Below are 18,275 nucleotides of genomic sequence, written 5' to 3' on the forward strand. Positions count from 1 at the left end.
GTTATCTGCGATGAGTGAATTCGAGGTGCGAATCTCAGACCTTCTCCGCGAGGCGCAAGGTCAGGACGTCAAGAATCATCCGCGCCGTCGAAATGTTGGTCGCGCACGGCACGTTGTGGACGTCGCAGGCGCGCACCAGCGCGTTGATATCCGGTTCGTGAGGCTGCGGCGTCATCGGATCGCGCAGGAAGATCACCATATCGACGCGACCTTCGGCGAGTTGCGCACCGATCTGCAGATCGCCGCCGTGCGGGCCGGATAGCATTCGCTCGACGTTCAGCCCATGCGTGTCCGCGATTCGCGAGCCGGTCGTGCCCGTTGCAACAATGTCGCAACGTCGTAGCGTGTCGACGTATTCGCCGGCAAGCTGGACGATGGCGTCCTTTTTGTGGTCGTGCGCAATCAGCGCGATGCGGGTCGTCATGAGGGACTCAATCTCCAGATCCAGATGTGTTGTTGTGGTTGTGATTTCGGGGTGTGGCGCTGAAACAGCGACCGCTCAGAAGGTGCCCGGATAGGCGCCTCCATCCAGCAGCCAGTTCTGCCCGGTGATGTAGCCGGCATGCACGCTGCACAGAAACGCGCAAGCGCGGCCGAATTCATCGCGATTGCCGAAACGGCCCGCCGGAATCGACGCCATGCGCTGCTTGCGTGTTTCTTCGACGGACAGGTGTTGGGCCTTCGCCTGAGCGTTGATGGTCGTGGCAATGCGGTCGGTGTCGAACAGTCCCGGCAGGAGGTTGTTGACCGTCACGCCGTCGCGCGCCACCTTGCGCGCGAGGCCGGCGACGAAACCGGTCAGACCTGAGCGGGCGCCGTTCGAGAGACCCAGCACGTCGATCGGCGCCTTCACCGCCGAACTCGTGATGTTGACGATCCGGCCGAAGCCACGCGCGATCATCGGATCGATGGTGGCGCGGATCAGTTCGATCGGCGTCAGCATGTTCGATTCAAGCGCGCGGATCCAGTCGTCGTGCGTGAAGTTACGGAAGTCGCCGGGTGGCGGCCCACCTGCGTTGTTCACGAGGATGTCCGGCTCTGGACATGCGGCGAGCGCAGCCGCGTGCCCTTCCGGCGTGGTGATGTCGCACGCCACAGTCTTGACCTTGACGCCGGTTTTGGCGCGGATTTCGGCGGCGGTGGCCTCGAGCGTCTCCGCCGTGCGGGCGACGATCACCAGATTCACGCCCTCGGCGGCCAGCGCTTCCGCACAGCCGCGGCCGAGCCCCTTGCTGGCCGCGCAGACCAGCGCGGTACGTCCTGCGATTCCCATGTCCATCTGCCCATCCTCCTCTATCTCTTCCTGATCCTATAACGGCGCGGCGGAGCCTCAGAAAGGGCAACGCCACGACTGCCGCTTGCGCCCGAGCGGACGGTTTCCCCCGATTCTAGAAGAAACGGTGCCTGACTGCCGACGGCCCCCGCAATCTCCGGTATCTTCGGGCGGCAGTTTCGGTAAACTTGCAGCGCGTGGCGAGCCCACCTGCCGGTTCTGCCGGTTAAACGGGCCGCCGACCGATTCCTCTTGCCGCCGCTAGCGCTCCCGCCATGACACAGGACAGCCGTTTCCCCAATCTTTTCATCCTCGATCACCCGCTGATCCAGCACAAGCTGTCGCATATGCGCGACCGGGACACCTCGACGCGCACCTTCCGCGAGTTGCTGCGCGAGATCACGCTGCTGATGGGCTATGAGATCACCCGCAACCTGCCTATGACCACGCGACGCGTCACCACCCCGCTGCTCGAGATCGATGCACCGGTGATCGCTGGCAAGAAACTGGCGATCGTGCCGGTGCTGCGGGCCGGCGTCGGCATGTCCGACGGGCTGCTGGAGCTGATTCCGTCGGCCCGCGTCGGCCATATCGGCGTGTACCGGGCGGACGACCACCGGCCGGTCGAGTATCTGGTGCGGCTGCCGGATCTGGAAGACCGGATTTTCATCCTGTGCGATCCGATGGTGGCGACCGGCTACTCGGCGGTGCATGCCGTGGATGTGCTCAAGCGCCGTGGCGTGCCGGGCGAAAACATCATGTTCCTCGCGCTGGTGGCCGCGCCGGAAGGCGTGCAGGTATTCCAGGACGCGCACGCGGACGTGAAACTTTACGTGGCGTCGCTCGATTCGCATCTGAACGAACACGCGTATATCGTGCCGGGGCTGGGCGATGCGGGTGACCGGCTGTTTGGGACGAAGAACTGAGTTTGAAAGAGTCGCAGCGGCGCTAAATTGGCGCCGCAACCCCAACAGGCACGCTCTTTCGCGTCGCCACCCCTCTGCCGCACCCCCGCGGCATGATAAAATTCGCATCCGCTCATCAAGCGGCTCAACTTGCACAATCGCCCGGCGCATCGCGCCTTTGCGGGGTCCGCGGGACCCAGTTCAGACCGGTCCGGTCCGATTGCCGGGCGCTTCAGGTTCAAGATGAAATGGGTCGGACATCGCGGTCCGGCAGCGCGGTTTGACATCGAGGCGCGCCTTCCCAAGCGCCCGACATCGCAACGACAATTGCACTATGCGTGCGCCCCGCAGGCGCGCGCGACGGAGAAAGGTATGGCGGGTCATTCGAAATGGGCCAACATCAAGCATAAAAAAGCAGCGACCGATGCCAAGCGCGGCAAGATCTGGACGCGGCTTATCAAGGAAATTCAGGTTGCCGCCCGCATGGGCGGAGGCGAAATCGACACGAACCCGCGTCTGCGGCTCGCCGTCGAAAAGGCGTATGACGCCAACATGCCGAAAGACAACGTCAATCGCGCCATCCAGCGTGGCGTTGGCGGCGTCGACGGCGCAAGCTACGAAGAAATCCGCTACGAAGGCTACGGTATCGGCGGCGCGGCAGTGATCGTCGACACCATGACGGACAACCGCATCCGCACCGTCGCGGAAGTGCGTCACGCGTTCTCCAAGAACGGCGGCAACATGGGCACGGACGGCTCGGTCGCGTTCATGTTCGATCACGTCGGCCAGTTCCTGTTCGCGCCGGGCACGCCCGAAGACAAGCTGATGGAAGCAGCCCTCGAAGCCGGCGCCGACGACGTGGTGACGAACGAGGACGGCAGTATCGAAGTGCTGTGCCCGCCGAACGATTTCCCGAAGGTGAAGACTGCGCTCGAAGCCGCCGGCTTCAAGGCGGAACTGGCTGAGGTGACGATGAAACCTCAGACGGAAGTGGAGTTCACCGGCGACGACGCGGTGAAGATGCAAAAGCTGCTCGACGCACTCGAAAATCTGGACGACGTGCAGGAAGTCTATACAAACGCGGCCATCGCCGACTAATAAGCGCCGCGCGGGCGCGCCATGCGTGGCGCCCGCAGGCTGTCGCGGCGCGTAGCACGCGTCTTGCATAAAGTCCTTTGCCGGTGCTGTCGGTCGCTGTGTCCCGCTGTCTGCCGTCTTTGCTTTGCCAACGTTTTTTGCAAACCAGCTGCACGTCAGGCGTCTTTTTGTGCCGGCGTCACAGGTTAGCCGTTCGCCTTGTGCGAACCTTGTGGATATTCACGGTCGGCGCCGCCAATGCGCCGGTCGTTCATGGTTTTTAAGTCTTCGGGGAATCACATGAAGTTACTCGTCGTCGGGTCCGGCGGTCGCGAACATGCGCTCGCATGGAAGCTCGCGCAATCGCCGCGAGTCCAGCTCGTCTACGTGGCACCTGGCAACGGCGGCACCGCCCAGGACGAGCGTCTGCGCAACGTCGACATCACCGAGCCGGCTGCGCTCGCCGATTTTGTCGAGAAGGAACAGATCGCCTTCACGCTGGTGGGGCCGGAAGGGCCGCTCGCAGCGGGCATCGTCAATCTGTTCCGCTCGCGCGGCCTGAAGATTTTCGGGCCCACGAAGGAAGCTGCGCAGCTCGAAAGCTCGAAAGACTTCGCCAAGGCGTTCATGAAGCGTCATGCGATCCCGACGGCCGAATACGAAACCTTCGCGGATGTCGCTGCCGCCCACGCCTACCTCGACACCAAGGGTGCGCCGATCGTCATCAAGGCCGACGGCCTCGCCGCCGGCAAGGGCGTGGTGGTCGCGCTGACGCTCGAAGAAGCGCACGCCGCGGTCGACATGATGCTGTCGGACAACAAGCTTGGCGACGCCGGCGCACGCGTCGTGATCGAAGAATTCCTCGCTGGCGAAGAGGCGAGTTTCATCGTGATGGTGGACGGCAAGCATGTGTTGCCGCTTGCCTCGAGCCAGGACCACAAGCGGCTGCTCGACGGCGATCAGGGCCCGAATACGGGCGGCATGGGTGCCTATTCGCCCGCGCCGATCGTCACGCCGCAACTGCATGCCCGCGTGATGCGCGAAATCATTCTGCCGACCGTGCAGGGCATGGAGAAGGAAGGCATCCGCTTCACCGGTTTCCTGTATGCGGGCCTGATGATCGACGCCCACGGCAACCCGAAGACGCTCGAATTCAACTGCCGCATGGGCGACCCCGAAACGCAGCCGATCATGGCGCGTCTGAAGGGCGACTACTCGAAGGTGGTGGAGCAGGCGATCGCCGGCACGCTCGACACGGTCGAACTGGAATGGGATCGCCGCACCGCGCTCGGCGTGGTGTTGGCTGCGCACAACTATCCGGACAGCCCGCGCAAGGGCGACCGGATCAGCGATATTCCGGCCGAGACCGACGATTCGGTAACGTTCCACGCCGGCACCACGCTGGCCGACGGCAAGCTGACCACCTCGGGCGGCCGGGTGCTATGCGTGGTGGGGCTGGCGGATTCGGTGCGCAGCGCGCAATCTGTGGCCTACGAGACGATCAACCAGATTTCGTTCGACGGCATGCAATATCGTCACGACATCGGCTATCGTGCGCTGAACCGCAAACATAGCTGAGCCACATCGCAACCCGACGAACCCGCGGCGCGCCCTGCGCGCCGCCCCAGCACCTGCATTCATGACGGATTCGAACTACGACGTACAGGCTGTACGTAGCTGGCTGCAAGGCCTGCAGACGCACATCGCCGAGACGCTCGGCGCGTTCGACGGCACCCCGTTCGCCACCGACGCCTGGCAGCGCGCCCCCGGCGAGAAGCTGCGCGGGGGCGGCATCACGCGGATTCTGGAAGGCGGCCAGTTCTTCGAGCGCGCCGGAATCGGCTTCTCCGACGTCGCCGGCGACGCACTGCCGGGCTCGGCAAGCGCCGCCCGCCCGCAGCTCGCCGGACGCGGTTTCGAAGCGATGGGCGTGTCGCTCGTGCTGCACCCGCACAATCCGTACTGCCCGACCGTGCATATGAACGTGCGCCTGCTGATCGCCACCAAGGCAGGCGAAGCGCCGGTGTTCTGGTTCGGCGGCGGCATGGATCTGACGCCGTACTATGGCTTCGAGGAAGATGCACAGCATTTCCATGGCGTCTGCCGCGACGCGCTGCAGCCTTATGGCGCCGAGCTGTATCCGCGCTTCAAGCGCTGGTGCGACGAATATTTCTTCCTCAAGCACCGCAACGAAGCGCGTGGTATCGGCGGGATTTTCTTCGACGATTTCTCGGAGCCGGGCTTCGAGCAATCGTTCGCGATGCTGAAAAGCGTGGGTGACGGGTTCCTCAAAGCGTACCTGCCGATCATCGAAAAGCGCCGCAACATTCCGTACGGCGAGGCCGAGCGCGAATTCCAGGCATACCGGCGTGGCCGCTATGTTGAGTTCAACCTGGTCTTCGACCGTGGCACACTGTTTGGGCTACAGAGCGGCGGACGCACCGAGTCGATCCTGATGTCGATGCCGCCTGTGGTGAACTGGCGCTACAACTGGCAGCCGGAGCCCGGCACGCCCGAAGCACGCCTTTACAGCGATTTCCTCGTGCCGCGCGAGTGGGTCTGAAGAGCACTGAACGCATCGATGCGCACCAAGGGCCACTGAAGGCCTGGGCTACCCGCCGGCCTCGCCGCCCGCTGGCGCCGTCACGACAAAGGATTCTCACCTGAACGCGAACGCTCACCCTGTTGCCCTGCCCCGCCGGATCGGCCTGCTGGGCGGCACCTTCGACCCGATTCACGACGGCCATCTGGCGCTTGCGCGCCGCTTCGCCGAGGTGCTGCAGCTCACCGAGCTGGTGCTGCTGCCAGCCGGCCAGCCCTGGCAGAAGCCGGACGTCTCGCCGGCCGCCGACCGCCTGGCGATGACCCGAGCCGCAGCCGGCTCGCTGGAGCTGCCGGGCGTAAAGGTGAGCGTCGCCACCGACGAGATCGAACACGACGGCCCCACCTACACGGTGGAGACGCTGCAACGCTGGCGCGAGAAGGAAGGTTCGCAGGCATCGCTGTCGCTGCTGATCGGCGCCGACCAGCTCGTGCGGCTCGATACCTGGCGCGAGTGGCACCGTTTGTTCGAGTTCGCGCATATCTGCGCGTCGACCCGCCCCGGCTTCGAGCTCGCCTCGATCCCGCCGCCGGTCACCGCCGAAATCGCCGCACGCCAGGCTGACGCCAGCGTGCTGCAAGCAACACCCAGTGGTCATCTGCTGATCGATACCACGCTGGCCTTCGACGTTTCGGCCACCGATATCCGCGCGCATCTGCGCGAACGTCTAGCTCAGCATGCCGGCGGCCAGCAACAGAACGAGGCCGCGAGCCATGTCCCCACCGCGGTGTGGGACTATATTCTTCAACACCATCTGTACCACCGGTAACCCCATGGATATTCGCAAACTACAACGCACGATCGTCGACGCCCTTGAAGACGTGAAAGCGCAAGACATCAAGGTGTTCAACACCAGCCATCTGACCGGACTGTTCGACCGCGTGATCGTCGCCTCCGGCACCTCGAACCGTCAGACCAAGGCGCTCGCTTCCAGCGTGCGCGAAAAGGTCAAGGAAAACGGCGGCGAAATCATCAGCACGGAAGGTGAAGACGTGGGCGAATGGGTGCTGGTCGATTGCGGCGACGCGGTCGTGCACATCCTGCAACCGGCGCTGCGCCAGTACTACAACCTCGAAGAAATCTGGGGCGACAAGCCCGTGCGCATCAAGCTGACAAGCTCGAGCCCGTTCGGCGGCGCCAGCGCCAGCGAGCCGCTCGATGAAGACGAAGAGGACGAACCGGCCGCCAAGCCGGCTCGCAAGACGCCGGCGCGCCGTCGATAAGTACGTGGGTGAGCACGAGAGCGGTTTGCTGTACGTAACGTTGACCGTCCGTCAGCGATTACATCCGCGAGTGCGTCCGCAATCACATTCGCAATGAAACTGCACATCCTCGCCGTCGGCCACAAGATGCCGGACTGGATCGCCACCGGCTTCGACGAGTACGCGAAGCGCATGCCGCCCGAGCTGCGTATCGAGTTGCGCGAGATCAAGCCCGAACAGCGATCGTCGGGGCGTCCCGCCGAGAGCGTGATGGCGGCGGAGCGGTTGAAGATCGAAGCCGCGTTGCCGAAGAACGCGCGCATTGTCGCGCTCGACGAACGCGGCAAGGACTGGACCACCATGCAGCTCGCCGCCGCGCTGCCCGGCTGGCAGCAGGATGGACGCGATGTGGCGTTCCTGATCGGCGGTGCCGATGGACTCGACCCCGATCTCAAGGCGCGCGCCGACATGCTGTTGCGCGTCTCCAGCCTGACGCTGCCGCACGCCATGGTGCGTGTGCTGCTTGCCGAACAGCTTTACCGCGCGTGGACCATCACGCAAAATCACCCCTATCACCGCGTGTGAGCGGCTGAGATAAGCGCCTACGGCTGTCCGGACATTCCGGCGCACCTTTTGTTTAGTCGCTTGCGTCTTGCGTATATACCACCTGCGCGCCGCGGTTATACGCGCTTTTCCGAATGTGCCTTTGATGTGCCCGGTGAATGCGCGCCGTTCGCGTATGCCGTACGCTGTTCACGCGCGACCTCAAAACCAACCCATGCCCAACTGAGACCCTTTATGGCAACGCCCGCTGCTGCACTCCATCCGTTTGTCTATCTTGCCTCCCAAAGTCCGCGCCGTCAGGAGCTGCTGCAACAGCTAGGCGTGCGCTACGAGCTGCTGCTGCCCCGCCCCGACGAAGACGCCGAAGCGCTCGAAGCCGAGTTGCCCGGCGAGCTTGCACACGACTACGTAGTGCGCGTGTGCCAGGCCAAAGCGCAAGCGGCACGTGCGCGCCTGGTCGCGGGTGCTCATGTGTCTGCGCCGATCCTCGTTGCGGACACAACCGTCACGATCGATGACGCGATTCTCGGCAAGCCCACCAATGCCGACGACGCGCTCGCCATGCTCACGCGCCTCGCCGGTCGCGAACACGAGGTGCTGACGTCGCTGGCCGTCGTCGATGCGAACGGGGCGCTGCTGCCGGCTGCGTTGTCGGTATCGCGCGTGCGTTTTGCTGCAGTGCAGGCGGGCGCCCTGCAACACTATGTGGACAGCGGCGAGCCGTTCGGCAAGGCAGGAGCGTACGGCGTACAGGGACGTGCCGCGGAGTTTATCGAACGTATCGAAGGGTCCTATTCAGGTATCATGGGTTTGCCTCTTTTTGAAACCGCTGCACTCCTGCGTGCGGCGCGCATCGACTTCTAGAACAACACCATGAATGAAGAAATCCTGATCAATGTCACGCCGCAGGAAACGCGCGTCGCGCTGGTCCAGCAAGGCGCCGTCCAGGAACTTCACGTCGAACGCACACTGTCGCGCGGACGCGTCGGCAACGTCTATCTCGGCAAGGTCGTTCGCGTGTTGCCGGGCATGCAATCCGCTTTTATCGATATAGGCCTCGAGCGCGCAGCGTTCCTGCACGTGGCCGACATCTGGCATCCGCGCCTCGCGGGCGAACCCCAGCATCAGGCGCCGCATCAGCCGATCGAAAAAATCGTCTTCGAAGGTCAGACCTTGATGGTCCAGGTCGTCAAAGATCCGATTGGCACCAAGGGCGCGCGGCTGTCCACGCAGGTCAGTATCGCGGGGCGCACACTCGTTTATCTGCCGCAGGAACCGCATATCGGGATTTCGCAGAAGATCGAAAGCGAAGCAGAACGCGAAGCGATTCGCGCCCGGCTGACTGCCGTGTTGCCGGCTGATGAGAAAGGTGGCTACATCGTGCGCACGATCGCCGAGGACTCCACCAGCGAGGAACTGGCCAGCGACGTGGCATATCTGCGCAAGACGTGGACGACGATTCTCTCGCAGGGTCAGCGCATGCCGCCGACGAGTCTGCTGTATCAGGATCTGAATCTGGCTCAACGCGTGCTGCGCGATTTTGTAAACGACGAGACCTCGCGTATTCAGGTCGATTCGCGCGAGACGTTCCAGATGCTGTCCGATTTCGCGGCGGAATTTACGCCCGCGGTGTCATCGAAGCTGCATCATTACGCGGGCGAACGGCCGCTCTACGATCTCTACAACATCGAGACCGAAATTCAGCGGGCATTGTCGCGGCGCGTGGATCTGAAGTCGGGGGGGTATCTCGTCATCGATCAGACTGAAGCAATGACGACCATCGACGTGAACACCGGTGGCTACGTCGGCGCGCGTAACTTCGACGACACGATTTTCAAAACCAACCTCGAAGCTGCGCATACGATCGCGCGGCAATTGCGCCTGCGCAATCTGGGCGGCGTGATCATCATCGACTTCATCGACATGGAGAACGTCGAGCATCGCGACCAGGTGTTGGGTGAACTGAAGAAGGCGCTGTCGCGCGACCGCACGCGGGTGACGGTCAACGGGTTTTCGCAGCTTGGGCTCGTGGAGATGACGCGTAAGCGGACTCGCGAGTCGCTGGCGCATGTGCTTTGCGAACCGTGTCCGGTGTGTCAAGGTAAGGGGCAGGTCAAGACCGCACGGACTGTTTGCTACGACGTGCTGCGCGAGATTCTGCGTGAGTCGCGGCAGTTCAATCCGCGTGAGTTTCGCGTGGTGGCTTCGCAGCAGGTGATTGATCTATTCCTCGAGGAGGAGTCGCAACATTTGGCGATGCTGATCGATTTCATCGGCAAGCCGGTGTCGCTGCAGGTGGAGTCGAATTTGAGCCAGGAGCAGTACGACATTGTGCTGATGTAGTTCAAAGCAGGTCATATTCCAGAAGTTTCAAATCATCCCGTCCGCCGCACTGGCGGAAAACGCTTCGCACTGCGGTTAAACGTAACGCGGCGGAACCGCTCTCTCTTGTGTTCGTCTTCGAAATGCGCGAGAGACGGCTTGATCAGATCGCTTCGCGAGACGATCCCGACCAGACGGAGCGTCTGCCTGTCGGCAACTACGGGCAAACGTTCGAGACCATGGACTGCGAGCCGCGTCGCGACCAGCCTGCAGGTTTCATCGGGCAACGCAACAATCGGCGCGTTTGCGCTCAACAGATCGGCAAGGCGCGCGTCGGACGCCTGGGCAGCCCCTGCGGTCCCCTTGTCACGAAACTGCTCTAGCGCCGCGCGGTCTACCATGCCGGTCACCACACCGTCCTTGAGCGCCGGATAGGCTCGATGCGTTTGCGTGGTGCCGAAGAATGTCATCAGCGCCTCGCTCACCGACAGGTTGGCGTCGATCGTCTCGACGGACCGGGACATCACCTCGTCGACGTAGTGGCGCTCGAGCGGATCGACACCATACTCGCGGTAGATGTGGTATCCGCGGCGAGCGATCTTCTCCGTCATGATGGAGCGCCGCATGACCACGGTCGCAAAGCCGTGTGCCACGAGCGTAGCGGCCAGGAGCGGCAACAACGCGTTGCTATCGTGCGTCAGGCCAAACGCAAACACGATTGCCGTGAGCGGCGCACCAAGCGTTGCACCGAGTGTCGCTGCCATGCAAACGAGCGGCCACAGCGCTGGTTCGCCGCCTGGCAGCGCGTGGCCAAGCACGGTGCCAAGTCCTGCACCCAACATGAGCAGCGGAGCGAGCACCCCGCCCGACGTGCCGGAACCCAGCGCAACCACCCAGATAATGGCCTTCACAACCAGAATGGCGATAGCGACCTGCAGCACGACATGCTGATGCAGCAGGTCTCCGATCACGTCGTAGCCCACGCCAAGCGCGCGAGGTTCGAGAAATCCGCCGATCCCCACCACAAGGCCGCCGAGCGCGGGCCACCACATCCAGTGAACAGGCAGCTTGCCGAACAGGTCTTCGGTCTTGTACAAAGCCGCGGACAGGCCGGAGGCTAGCGCCCCGCTCAACAGGCCGGCAATCACGCATGACACGAGCGAGAGCGCGCCAGGAGGCGCCGTTTCGAGGGGAAACAGCGGACCTGTGCCGAAGAATGCCGCACGCGCAAAGCCCGCGATTGCGCACGCCAGTGCAACCGGCAAGAAACTGCGCGGCCGCCATTCGAACAACAGCAGTTCAACCGCCAGCAGCACTGCGGCCACGGGCGTCCCGAAGACTGCGGTCATACCGGCTGCCGCACCGGCCACCAGCAGCGTTTTGCGTTCCGCCGACGTCACCTTCACGCACTGCGCGATCAGCGAACCGAGTGCACCACCTGTCATGATGATCGGGCCTTCGGCACCAAACGGGCCGCCGCTGCCGATCACGATGCCGGACGACAGCGGCTTGAGAATCGCGACTTTCGGTGACATGCGGCTCTTGCCGAACAGGATGGCTTCGATTGCTTCCGGAATACCGTGGCCGCGGATTTTCTCCGAACCGTAGCGCGCCATGAGACCCACGATCAGGCCACCCACCACCGGTATCACGATCACCCAGCCACCGAGCGTGTTCAGTGCCGGCGATCGATCCGCGAAAGAGAACGCACCGAAGAAAAACAGATTCGTGAACAGGTGAATCAGGCTCAGCAGCACAAACGCCGCGAGCGTGCTGAGCGCGCCAATCGCTGCCGCTAGCAGGGAAATTCCAGGAAGCCGCGCGTTGGACGAGAAGTCGCGCTTATGCGTATCGTGGTTCATGGTTACTCAACGTCGATCTGGGGAACCTTGAAGGCACCCTTGAGGGATTTCAATTCGGCACGATGCATTTTCGCCAGACGGGAGAGCACCTGCTCGCCCGCTTTCAGCAGATGAACCTCGACCTGGCGGCGATCGGTGTCGCTGATCTTGCGCCGGACGAGATCAAGTGCCTCACAACGGGACACCAGGGCGACCACGCCGTGGTGCTGCGACTGGAGCCGTTCCGCGAGTTCGCCGATGGTCGCCCAGTCGCGCTCCGGATAGCCCTTGATATGCAGCAGCAACAGGTACTGCAAAGGGGTAATGCCTTCGCCCTGCGCGGCCTGCTCGGAAAATCGCTCGAAGCGGCGCATCTGGTAGCGAAACTCGGACAGTTGCTCGAAGTTCGTCTTGGTCAAACCGCGCGCGAGTGTTTTCATCGAAGTCCCGAAGGAAAATGCAAAAACCAAATTATATCACTTTGTGATACTTAGGCCGGCAATCGGATCCGCCTCCGTAATCATCCCGGTGAGTCGCTCCTCGACAATGCCCAGCAAGGCACCGAGGCACGATCTCAGGCGCTCCGACCGGGAAGAAAGCTTCTTGTCAGAAAGTGCCGCCTCCTTCGCGATAATCCCCGCCCGTGCGCTGCGCAAAAAAAATCTCCTCGCAGCGACGGATTCCACGCTCCCAGCCGTTTAAGCATCAAAAGCACTCTTGCAAGTCGACGCGCCAGCCCACTCCGTACGAGCTCAAACGCCATGACCATTCGAATTCTTCTCGTTGATGACGATCCAGAACTGCGCACCCTGCTATGCGACTACCTGGGACGCCAGGGCATCGAAATCTCGACGCTGCACGAGGCGGGTGCGCTGCAACACTGGCTCGAGAGCGACCGGCCGGACGTGATCGTCCTCGACGTGCTGATGCCGGGCGTGGATGGGCTAACCGCGCTGGGGCGCCTGCGTGCCTCAGGCGACGATATCCCCGTGATCCTGCTGACCGGACGCTCCGATGACATCGACCGGATCGTCGGACTTGAAATGGGTGCGGACGATTACATCGGCAAGCCGTTTAACCCGCGTGAACTGATCGCACGCGTAGAAGCCATCTTGCGGCGGCGTCGCGTGGCGTTGTCACCCACTGCGCTGGAACACCGCGAACCATTCCGCTTTGGACGCTTCACGCTCGATTTCGAGTCTCGCACCCTGAAAGCCGCAGACCGCTCGCAGATCCTGTCGGCCACCGAATTCGCCATGCTCAAGGTTTTCATCAATCATGCAATGCGCACGCTCACCCGCGAGCGCCTGATCGACCTGCTGTACGGTCCCGAAGACGAACATACCGATCGCGGCGTCGACGTGCAGGTCTGGCGTCTGCGGCAGATTCTCGAAACCAATCCGTCCTCGCCACGCCTGATTCAAACTGTCCGTGGTCGCGGCTACGTGTTCGTTCCCGACGGTGAGCAACGTGTGCCGCAACGGGAATACGCTTAGGGTCAAGAGCGTCGTAGCCGTAGTCGTAGGTAACCGTAGTCCTCCGGATGCGAAACCTTAGTAACCCTTAGGATCGACGCAGTACGACCTCACGCGTTTTGCTCTCCTCCGCCAGACAACACCCAGAAGCCGGCCAGACCCGCCAGCCGTTCAATGAAGCCGCCCGCCCGACGGATTGCGCTGCGGCACGCCGCGATAGTGATTTTCGAAAGCCTCGTGCATGCGCCTGAGCAGCACGAGATACGGTTTGCCCTGCTCCGTGGAAACGAGTCGCGCGGCAATGGAATTCGCTTCATCCCATAGCCGTTCGAATTTTTCTCGTGCTACGGTAATGGGTAACCTCGAGGCCATGAGGTCCGTGAAATCGTTTTCGATCGCCTCCGGCGGGCGAGCCGGTTTTGCCGGGATGTCAGGCATGGGATGGTTCACCGAACACGTTTTAAGTGCTTTCCGAGCGTTAGCGGGCTGCTGCCCGCGCCCGGAGAAGCGGCTCGAATGAACCACGAGAGCGGAACAGCAGAAAAAATAGCAAAAACAGCAGATCCGGGATGACAGTTTCGATGCAGCGCCAGTCGAAGCGAGCCTGCCTTACCAGTCATTGTAGTGTCACATAAGTGCAAGACTCGATTGGCAGAATCCCGGTCACAATGAAAATACAGGCAACGGGGCAAAGAGGGTGACCAGAAAATATAAGGTGCTGTTTCTCTGTCGTGAGAACTCAGCACGCAGCATCATTGCAGAGGCGCTGCTGCGCGAGCTGGCGGGCCATCGGTTCGAGGTATTCAGCGCGGGATCCGATCCCGCTGCACGGGTTCATGCGCTGGCGATTGCGCAACTGCGCCCGGGTATCTCCGAGCTCGGCCTGCTCAATCCCAAGAGCTGGCTCGAATTCACCGGCGAATGGGCACCGCACATGGATCTGATCGTCGCGCTGGACGAGCGGGTCGCCGAATACCATGCGCCGGTGTTTCCGGGCAAACCCCTATTTGTCAGCTGGGAGTTTGCGGACCCTCTGGCGGAAGGAATGACGCCAGAGGAGCGCGCCCGGTCGTTCGAAAAGGTCTTCTGGCAGATCGTGCGGCGCGTGACGCTGTTCATGGAGTTGCCCCGATATGCGTTGTCCGAGGCTCCGTCCGCGCTGCCAGAGGCACCCGCCGGCATGGTGGACGAAGGGGTCGCGCGCGAGCCGGACATCGTCTGTCCTGGCTGAGGCCGCGGGACACTCGGCTGCACACTCCGGTTGCGCGCCGCACAAAGCCCATCGTTTCAGCCACTTGCGCCGCTTGCCCGCGAATTGTCCACAGCCTTATGAACGGTTTGTGTGGACAAAATTCAGCAAGCCCTGCACCGCCATCAGGCAGCGGACGGACTATGCTACGGCCATCATGAAGCCCAGCACCGAACGCGATTACCACCGGCGGATCGCCCGCGTCATCGAGGCGATCCTGGCAGACCCGGGCGCGCCCCACAACGTGGAGAGCCTCGCCGCGCTCGCGCATCTGTCGCCGTACCACTTCCACCGGATCTACCGCGCCTTGACCGGCGAAAGCATCGTCGAGACCGTTCAGCGGGTGCGGCTCGCGCGGGCGGCCCACCGCCTGACCGTGGCAGACGATTCGGTGACCACCGTCGCGGGGGCCGTGGGCTACGACAGCCCGCAAGCGTTCGCGAGAGCTTTCCGCGGCTTCACAGGTGTCAGCCCCAGCGCATTCCAGACGCGCCAGCGACGCCTGACTGTATCGCCGGCAGACGGATCTGAAGCCGCAGACGACGATGCATCTGCGACGCATGCCGACGTACCTTTCTACGAGTTCGTCGAACTCGTAGAACTCGCGCCGCTCGATCTGCTTTGTCTGCGGCACGAGGGTCCCGCCGCCACCATCAGCCAGACCTTCAGGACGCTATGGCAAATGCTGGGCTGCAGCGCCGACTGGGCGTTGGCTCAAGGCACGATCGGCATGAGTACCGGTGACCCCGAGGAGGATGGCGATTTCCGCTACCTCGCCGGCGTCGTTCCGGCTGCGGCAATGGAGGCGAGCGGCCAGGTCGAAGCCGTGCGGATCGACGGCGGTCTGTATGCGGCGCACCGGCTCGTGGGTCCTTATGCGCTGATCGCCCCGACCTTTCGGGCACTGTTCGGCGGCTGGCTGCCACGCAGCGGCTACGAACCCGACGACCGGCCCGCTCTCGAGTTCTATCGCAGCCGGCCCTCGCCCGACAGGCAGCACGAATACGTCACCGACCTCATGATCCCCATCCGCAAGGAGTGACCATGCTTCGCCTGTTTCTCTGCGCCCTCAAGTTCGTTGCACTCCTTGCCGCATGCGAAAGCACCGCCGCTCTCGCCGCAGATAGCGGCAACGCTGTGCCCTATCACGTCGGCGCCGCCGTGCGTGTCTTTCACCCTGACGTCGCGCGCAACTGGCGTGGTGCGCACACCGAAGCGCTCGTGACAAGAATCTGGTATCCGGTCGACCCTGCCATCCCTGAAACGCCTCATGCGATGGGTGATTCACCCTTCCAGGCGCACCCTTTTGCGAGCGGCGCGCCGCTGTCGCCGGCTCACGCCCGATACCCGCTTCTGGTGTTGTCGCACGGCACTGGCGGGACCGCCGAAACGCTCGACTGGCTCGCCTCCGCGCTTGCCGCAAACGGCTATATCGTGGCTGGCGTCAATCATCCGGGCAATAACGCACTTGAACCGGTGACCCTGGATGGCTTTCTGCTGTGGTGGGAGCGAGCCACCGACCTGAGCGAAGTGCTCGACGGCATGCTCGACGATCCGGTACTGGGTGCCCGTATCGACACGACCCGCATCGGCGCGGTGGGCTTTTCGCTCGGCGGCTATACCGTGCTCGAACTGGCCGGCGCACGAACGGACCTCAAACGATTCCAGGACTTCTGCGCGTCGCCCGCTGCCGACGCCATCTGCCATCCGCCCGAAATGAAGCGTCTTCCTGACGGCCCGGTGAAACCGGCGAGCTTCTCGCCCGCGACAACTGCGTCCATGGCACGCTCCGGCGACTCCTATCGCGACGCTCGCATCAAGGCGGTGTTTGCGATCGCTCCCGCCTTGGGCGAGGCTTTCGGCACGGACGCCTTCGCAGGCGTCGACATCCCCATCTCGCTGACGGCGGGCACCAATGATCCGATCGCCCCGATTGCGACCAACATTCAGCGTATCGCCAGCCTCATGCCAAATGCGAAAGTCAGCATGGTGCCGGGTGCCTTGCATAACACCTTCCTGGATACCTGCATACCGGCGCTGGCTGATCAGGCCGCTGCAATCTGCAACGACGGACCGGGGGTAGACCGTGACGCCGTCCATGCACAGACAGTCGAACGGGCGCTTGCGTTTTTCAAGGATGCATTGCCCGCCAACGCGCAATGACCTGGAATGACTCCGCAAACGCGTCGTCCGCGCCGTTCGTACAGCCTCTGCGATCCGTTTTATGCGCGGCCGCGCAACATCATCAATCCATTCGCATAACGAAGCATATATCCGAACGGGGAACCTATGCTCCGCACTGCTGTTACGGCACGAGCCGCTCCGGATCCCGCGGCACAAACGCCGCTTCCTTCACGTTCGACAGCCCCAGCAATCTGGCGATCACCCGGTCGACGCCCAGGCCAAAGCCACCGTGCGGCGGACAACCGTAGCGAAAGTTGTCGAGATAATGCGTGATGGAAGCCAGTTCGACACCCTTCTCAGTAGCCTGCTCACATAAGACCTCGTACCGATGCTCGCGCACCGCTCCGGTCGTAATCTCAATCCCTTTGAAGATCAGATCAAAGCTTTTCGTGGTGCCCTGCCCGCAGTCCCACGCATGATAGAAAGGGCGCCTGGCGATCGGATAGTCGCTCACGAAGATGAGGTCGCTACCCAGCAGCTTGTGCAGCATGCTCTCGCCTTCATCCGGCAGGTCTTGCGCAGGGCCGAGACTCATACCGTGGGCCGAGAGGATCTCCTTGGCTTCGCTCAGCGTGAGATACCTGACGCTCGGCGCAAGCGGCAAGTCGACGCCGAACAGCGCTTTGACGTCTTCAGCAAACGGTTCGAGTTTCGCAAACGCATAGCTCAGCATCTGCTCCTCGAACGCCATGACCTGAGCTGTTTCGAAAGCCCACGCGAATTCGACATCGAGGCCGGTGAACTCGGTCATATGGCGGCTGCTGCGGCTCTCCTCCGCGCGGAACACGGGTCCGATCTCGAAGACACCTTCGAGACCCGACGCAATCCCCATCTGCTTATAGAACTGCGGCGATTGAGCGAGAAACGCCTGCGTCTCGAAGTAGCCGACACGAAACACCTGGGCACCGCTCTCGCTGGCGTTGCCCATCAGCTTCGGCGTGTGCAGTTCGGTAAAGCCGCGGTTCAGGGCGAACTCGCGGCACGCGAATTCGAACGCGCTGCGCAAGCGCAGCATCAGTTGCCACTTCGGCGCCTTCAGGTCCACCACACGATAGTTGAAGCGCAGATCGACACTGCTCGCCTCGGTAACCGGATAGGGCTGCGCTTTGGAAAAAATCTCCACGGACTGCACCTGAATTTCCACGCCGTAAGTCTTGCTCTGCGCGGCAGCCACGATCCGTCCCGTCGTGGCGAAAGTCGAACCCACCAACAACTGCCCCACTTGCGGATGCTCCGCGACAGACGACTTGTCGACGACAAGCTGAATCTTCCCGGTCACATCATGAGCAAGCAGGAACTGCAGGTTTTTCTGGTCCCTCAGCACATCCAGCGTGAGATACAGCGTGACGACTTCACCCACGTGGTGCTTCAGGTCTTCAACTAAGGTCCTCATGGTCTTCTGCCTTGATGAAAAGCGCGCGGAAATAAAAAAAGGCACTCAGTTTCGTGAGTGCCTTTGGCTTGACGGTGCTTATTTTTCAACAGACAAATAATCTCCTGTCACCCAAAGGCGACAAATTATTATTCAGGCTGAGACGACTAAAACGGCACATGGTCTGGAGAAAAATAATCAACGTGGCG

19 protein-coding genes are annotated in these 18,275 nt (G+C 62.4%); 13 read left to right on the forward strand and 6 right to left on the reverse strand.

Annotation, left to right across the window (positions count from 1 at the left end; genetic code table 11):
• Positions 1-34: 34 nt before the first annotated feature.
• Together P3T20_RS04735 and P3T20_RS04740 are read right to left on the reverse strand one after the other, a co-directional pair.
• Positions 35-424, reverse strand: coding sequence for a methylglyoxal synthase (locus P3T20_RS04735; RefSeq protein ID WP_074265343.1), 390 nt, complete (start codon positions 422-424; stop codon positions 35-37).
• Positions 425-499: 75 nt separating this feature from the next.
• Positions 500-1,279 carry an SDR family oxidoreductase gene (locus tag P3T20_RS04740; protein ID WP_074265344.1) on the reverse strand — a complete coding sequence of 260 codons (780 nt, stop codon included), beginning with the start codon at positions 1,277-1,279 and terminating at the stop codon, positions 500-502.
• A gap of 269 nt (positions 1,280-1,548) precedes the next feature.
• Between P3T20_RS04740 and upp the strand changes: the two genes are divergently transcribed.
• From upp to rng, 9 genes are all read left to right on the forward strand, one after another.
• Positions 1,549-2,199 carry a uracil phosphoribosyltransferase gene (gene upp / locus P3T20_RS04745; protein WP_074265345.1) on the forward strand — a complete coding sequence of 217 codons (651 nt, stop codon included), beginning with the start codon at positions 1,549-1,551 and terminating at the stop codon, positions 2,197-2,199.
• 351 nt (positions 2,200-2,550) lie between these two features.
• Entirely contained in the window at positions 2,551-3,276 is a 726-nt protein-coding gene (locus P3T20_RS04750; RefSeq protein WP_429286231.1) for a YebC/PmpR family DNA-binding transcriptional regulator, read from the forward strand.
• A gap of 279 nt (positions 3,277-3,555) precedes the next feature.
• Positions 3,556-4,833 (forward strand): phosphoribosylamine--glycine ligase, encoded by a 1,278-nt coding sequence (gene purD, locus P3T20_RS04755; protein ID WP_074265347.1) that lies wholly within the window; start codon positions 3,556-3,558, stop codon positions 4,831-4,833.
• Positions 4,834-4,894: 61 nt separating this feature from the next.
• Positions 4,895-5,818: an oxygen-dependent coproporphyrinogen oxidase gene (gene hemF / locus P3T20_RS04760; protein ID WP_429286232.1), complete on the forward strand. Its 924-nt coding sequence runs from the start codon at positions 4,895-4,897 to the stop codon at positions 5,816-5,818.
• 100 nt (positions 5,819-5,918) lie between these two features.
• Positions 5,919-6,626, forward strand: a complete 708-nt coding sequence (locus P3T20_RS04765) for a nicotinate-nucleotide adenylyltransferase (protein ID WP_254368910.1) — start codon at positions 5,919-5,921, stop codon at positions 6,624-6,626.
• 4 nt (positions 6,627-6,630) lie between these two features.
• Positions 6,631-7,080, forward strand: a complete 450-nt coding sequence (rsfS, locus tag P3T20_RS04770) for a ribosome silencing factor (RefSeq protein ID WP_074265350.1) — start codon at positions 6,631-6,633, stop codon at positions 7,078-7,080.
• 93 nt (positions 7,081-7,173) lie between these two features.
• Positions 7,174-7,644 (forward strand): 23S rRNA (pseudouridine(1915)-N(3))-methyltransferase RlmH, encoded by a 471-nt coding sequence (rlmH, locus tag P3T20_RS04775; protein WP_429286233.1) that lies wholly within the window; start codon positions 7,174-7,176, stop codon positions 7,642-7,644.
• Between the two features lie 213 nt (positions 7,645-7,857).
• A complete protein-coding gene (locus tag P3T20_RS04780) occupies positions 7,858-8,487 on the forward strand; it encodes a Maf family protein (protein ID WP_429286234.1) in 630 nt (209 codons plus the stop codon).
• A 9-nt stretch (positions 8,488-8,496) separates the two neighbouring features.
• Positions 8,497-9,966: a ribonuclease G gene (gene rng, locus P3T20_RS04785; RefSeq protein ID WP_074265353.1), complete on the forward strand. Its 1,470-nt coding sequence runs from the start codon at positions 8,497-8,499 to the stop codon at positions 9,964-9,966.
• Between the two features lie 32 nt (positions 9,967-9,998).
• Here rng and P3T20_RS04790 read toward each other — a convergent pair whose 3' ends face one another.
• Positions 9,999-11,807 carry a chloride channel protein gene (locus P3T20_RS04790; protein WP_429286235.1) on the reverse strand — a complete coding sequence of 603 codons (1,809 nt, stop codon included), beginning with the start codon at positions 11,805-11,807 and terminating at the stop codon, positions 9,999-10,001.
• A 2-nt stretch (positions 11,808-11,809) separates the two neighbouring features.
• Positions 11,810-12,226 (reverse strand): MarR family winged helix-turn-helix transcriptional regulator, encoded by a 417-nt coding sequence (locus tag P3T20_RS04795; protein ID WP_429286236.1) that lies wholly within the window; start codon positions 12,224-12,226, stop codon positions 11,810-11,812.
• 321 nt (positions 12,227-12,547) lie between these two features.
• Between P3T20_RS04795 and P3T20_RS04800 the strand changes: the two genes are divergently transcribed.
• A complete protein-coding gene (locus tag P3T20_RS04800) occupies positions 12,548-13,282 on the forward strand; it encodes a response regulator (RefSeq protein WP_429286237.1) in 735 nt (244 codons plus the stop codon).
• A gap of 150 nt (positions 13,283-13,432) precedes the next feature.
• On the opposite strand, the gene P3T20_RS04805 is transcribed toward P3T20_RS04800, so the two are convergent.
• On the reverse strand, positions 13,433-13,699 hold the full coding sequence (locus P3T20_RS04805; protein ID WP_074265358.1) for a hypothetical protein: 267 nt from the start codon (positions 13,697-13,699) through the stop codon (positions 13,433-13,435).
• Positions 13,700-13,958: 259 nt separating this feature from the next.
• On the opposite strand from P3T20_RS04805, the gene P3T20_RS04810 reads away from it, so the two are divergent.
• The 3 genes from P3T20_RS04810 (at position 13,959) to P3T20_RS04820 (ending at position 16,673) form a co-directional block, all read left to right on the forward strand.
• Positions 13,959-14,492, forward strand: a complete 534-nt coding sequence (locus P3T20_RS04810; RefSeq protein ID WP_429286238.1) for an arsenate reductase ArsC — start codon at positions 13,959-13,961, stop codon at positions 14,490-14,492.
• Between the two features lie 175 nt (positions 14,493-14,667).
• Positions 14,668-15,552, forward strand: a complete 885-nt coding sequence (locus P3T20_RS04815; protein ID WP_429286239.1) for an AraC family transcriptional regulator — start codon at positions 14,668-14,670, stop codon at positions 15,550-15,552.
• 2 nt (positions 15,553-15,554) lie between these two features.
• Positions 15,555-16,673, forward strand: coding sequence for an alpha/beta hydrolase family protein (locus tag P3T20_RS04820; RefSeq protein ID WP_429286240.1), 1,119 nt, complete (start codon positions 15,555-15,557; stop codon positions 16,671-16,673).
• Between the two features lie 142 nt (positions 16,674-16,815).
• Here the strand turns inward: P3T20_RS04820 and aspS are convergent, their stop codons facing one another.
• Complete coding sequence (aspS, locus tag P3T20_RS04825; protein ID WP_429286241.1) at positions 16,816-18,087, reverse strand: aspartate--tRNA(Asn) ligase; 1,272 nt, start codon at positions 18,085-18,087, stop codon at positions 16,816-16,818.
• Between the last annotated feature and the right edge of the window lie 188 nt (positions 18,088-18,275).

Source organism: Paraburkholderia sp. GAS206C (assembly GCF_050435645.1).
GTDB classification, from domain to species: Bacteria; Pseudomonadota; Gammaproteobacteria; order Burkholderiales; family Burkholderiaceae; genus Paraburkholderia; species Paraburkholderia phenazinium_B.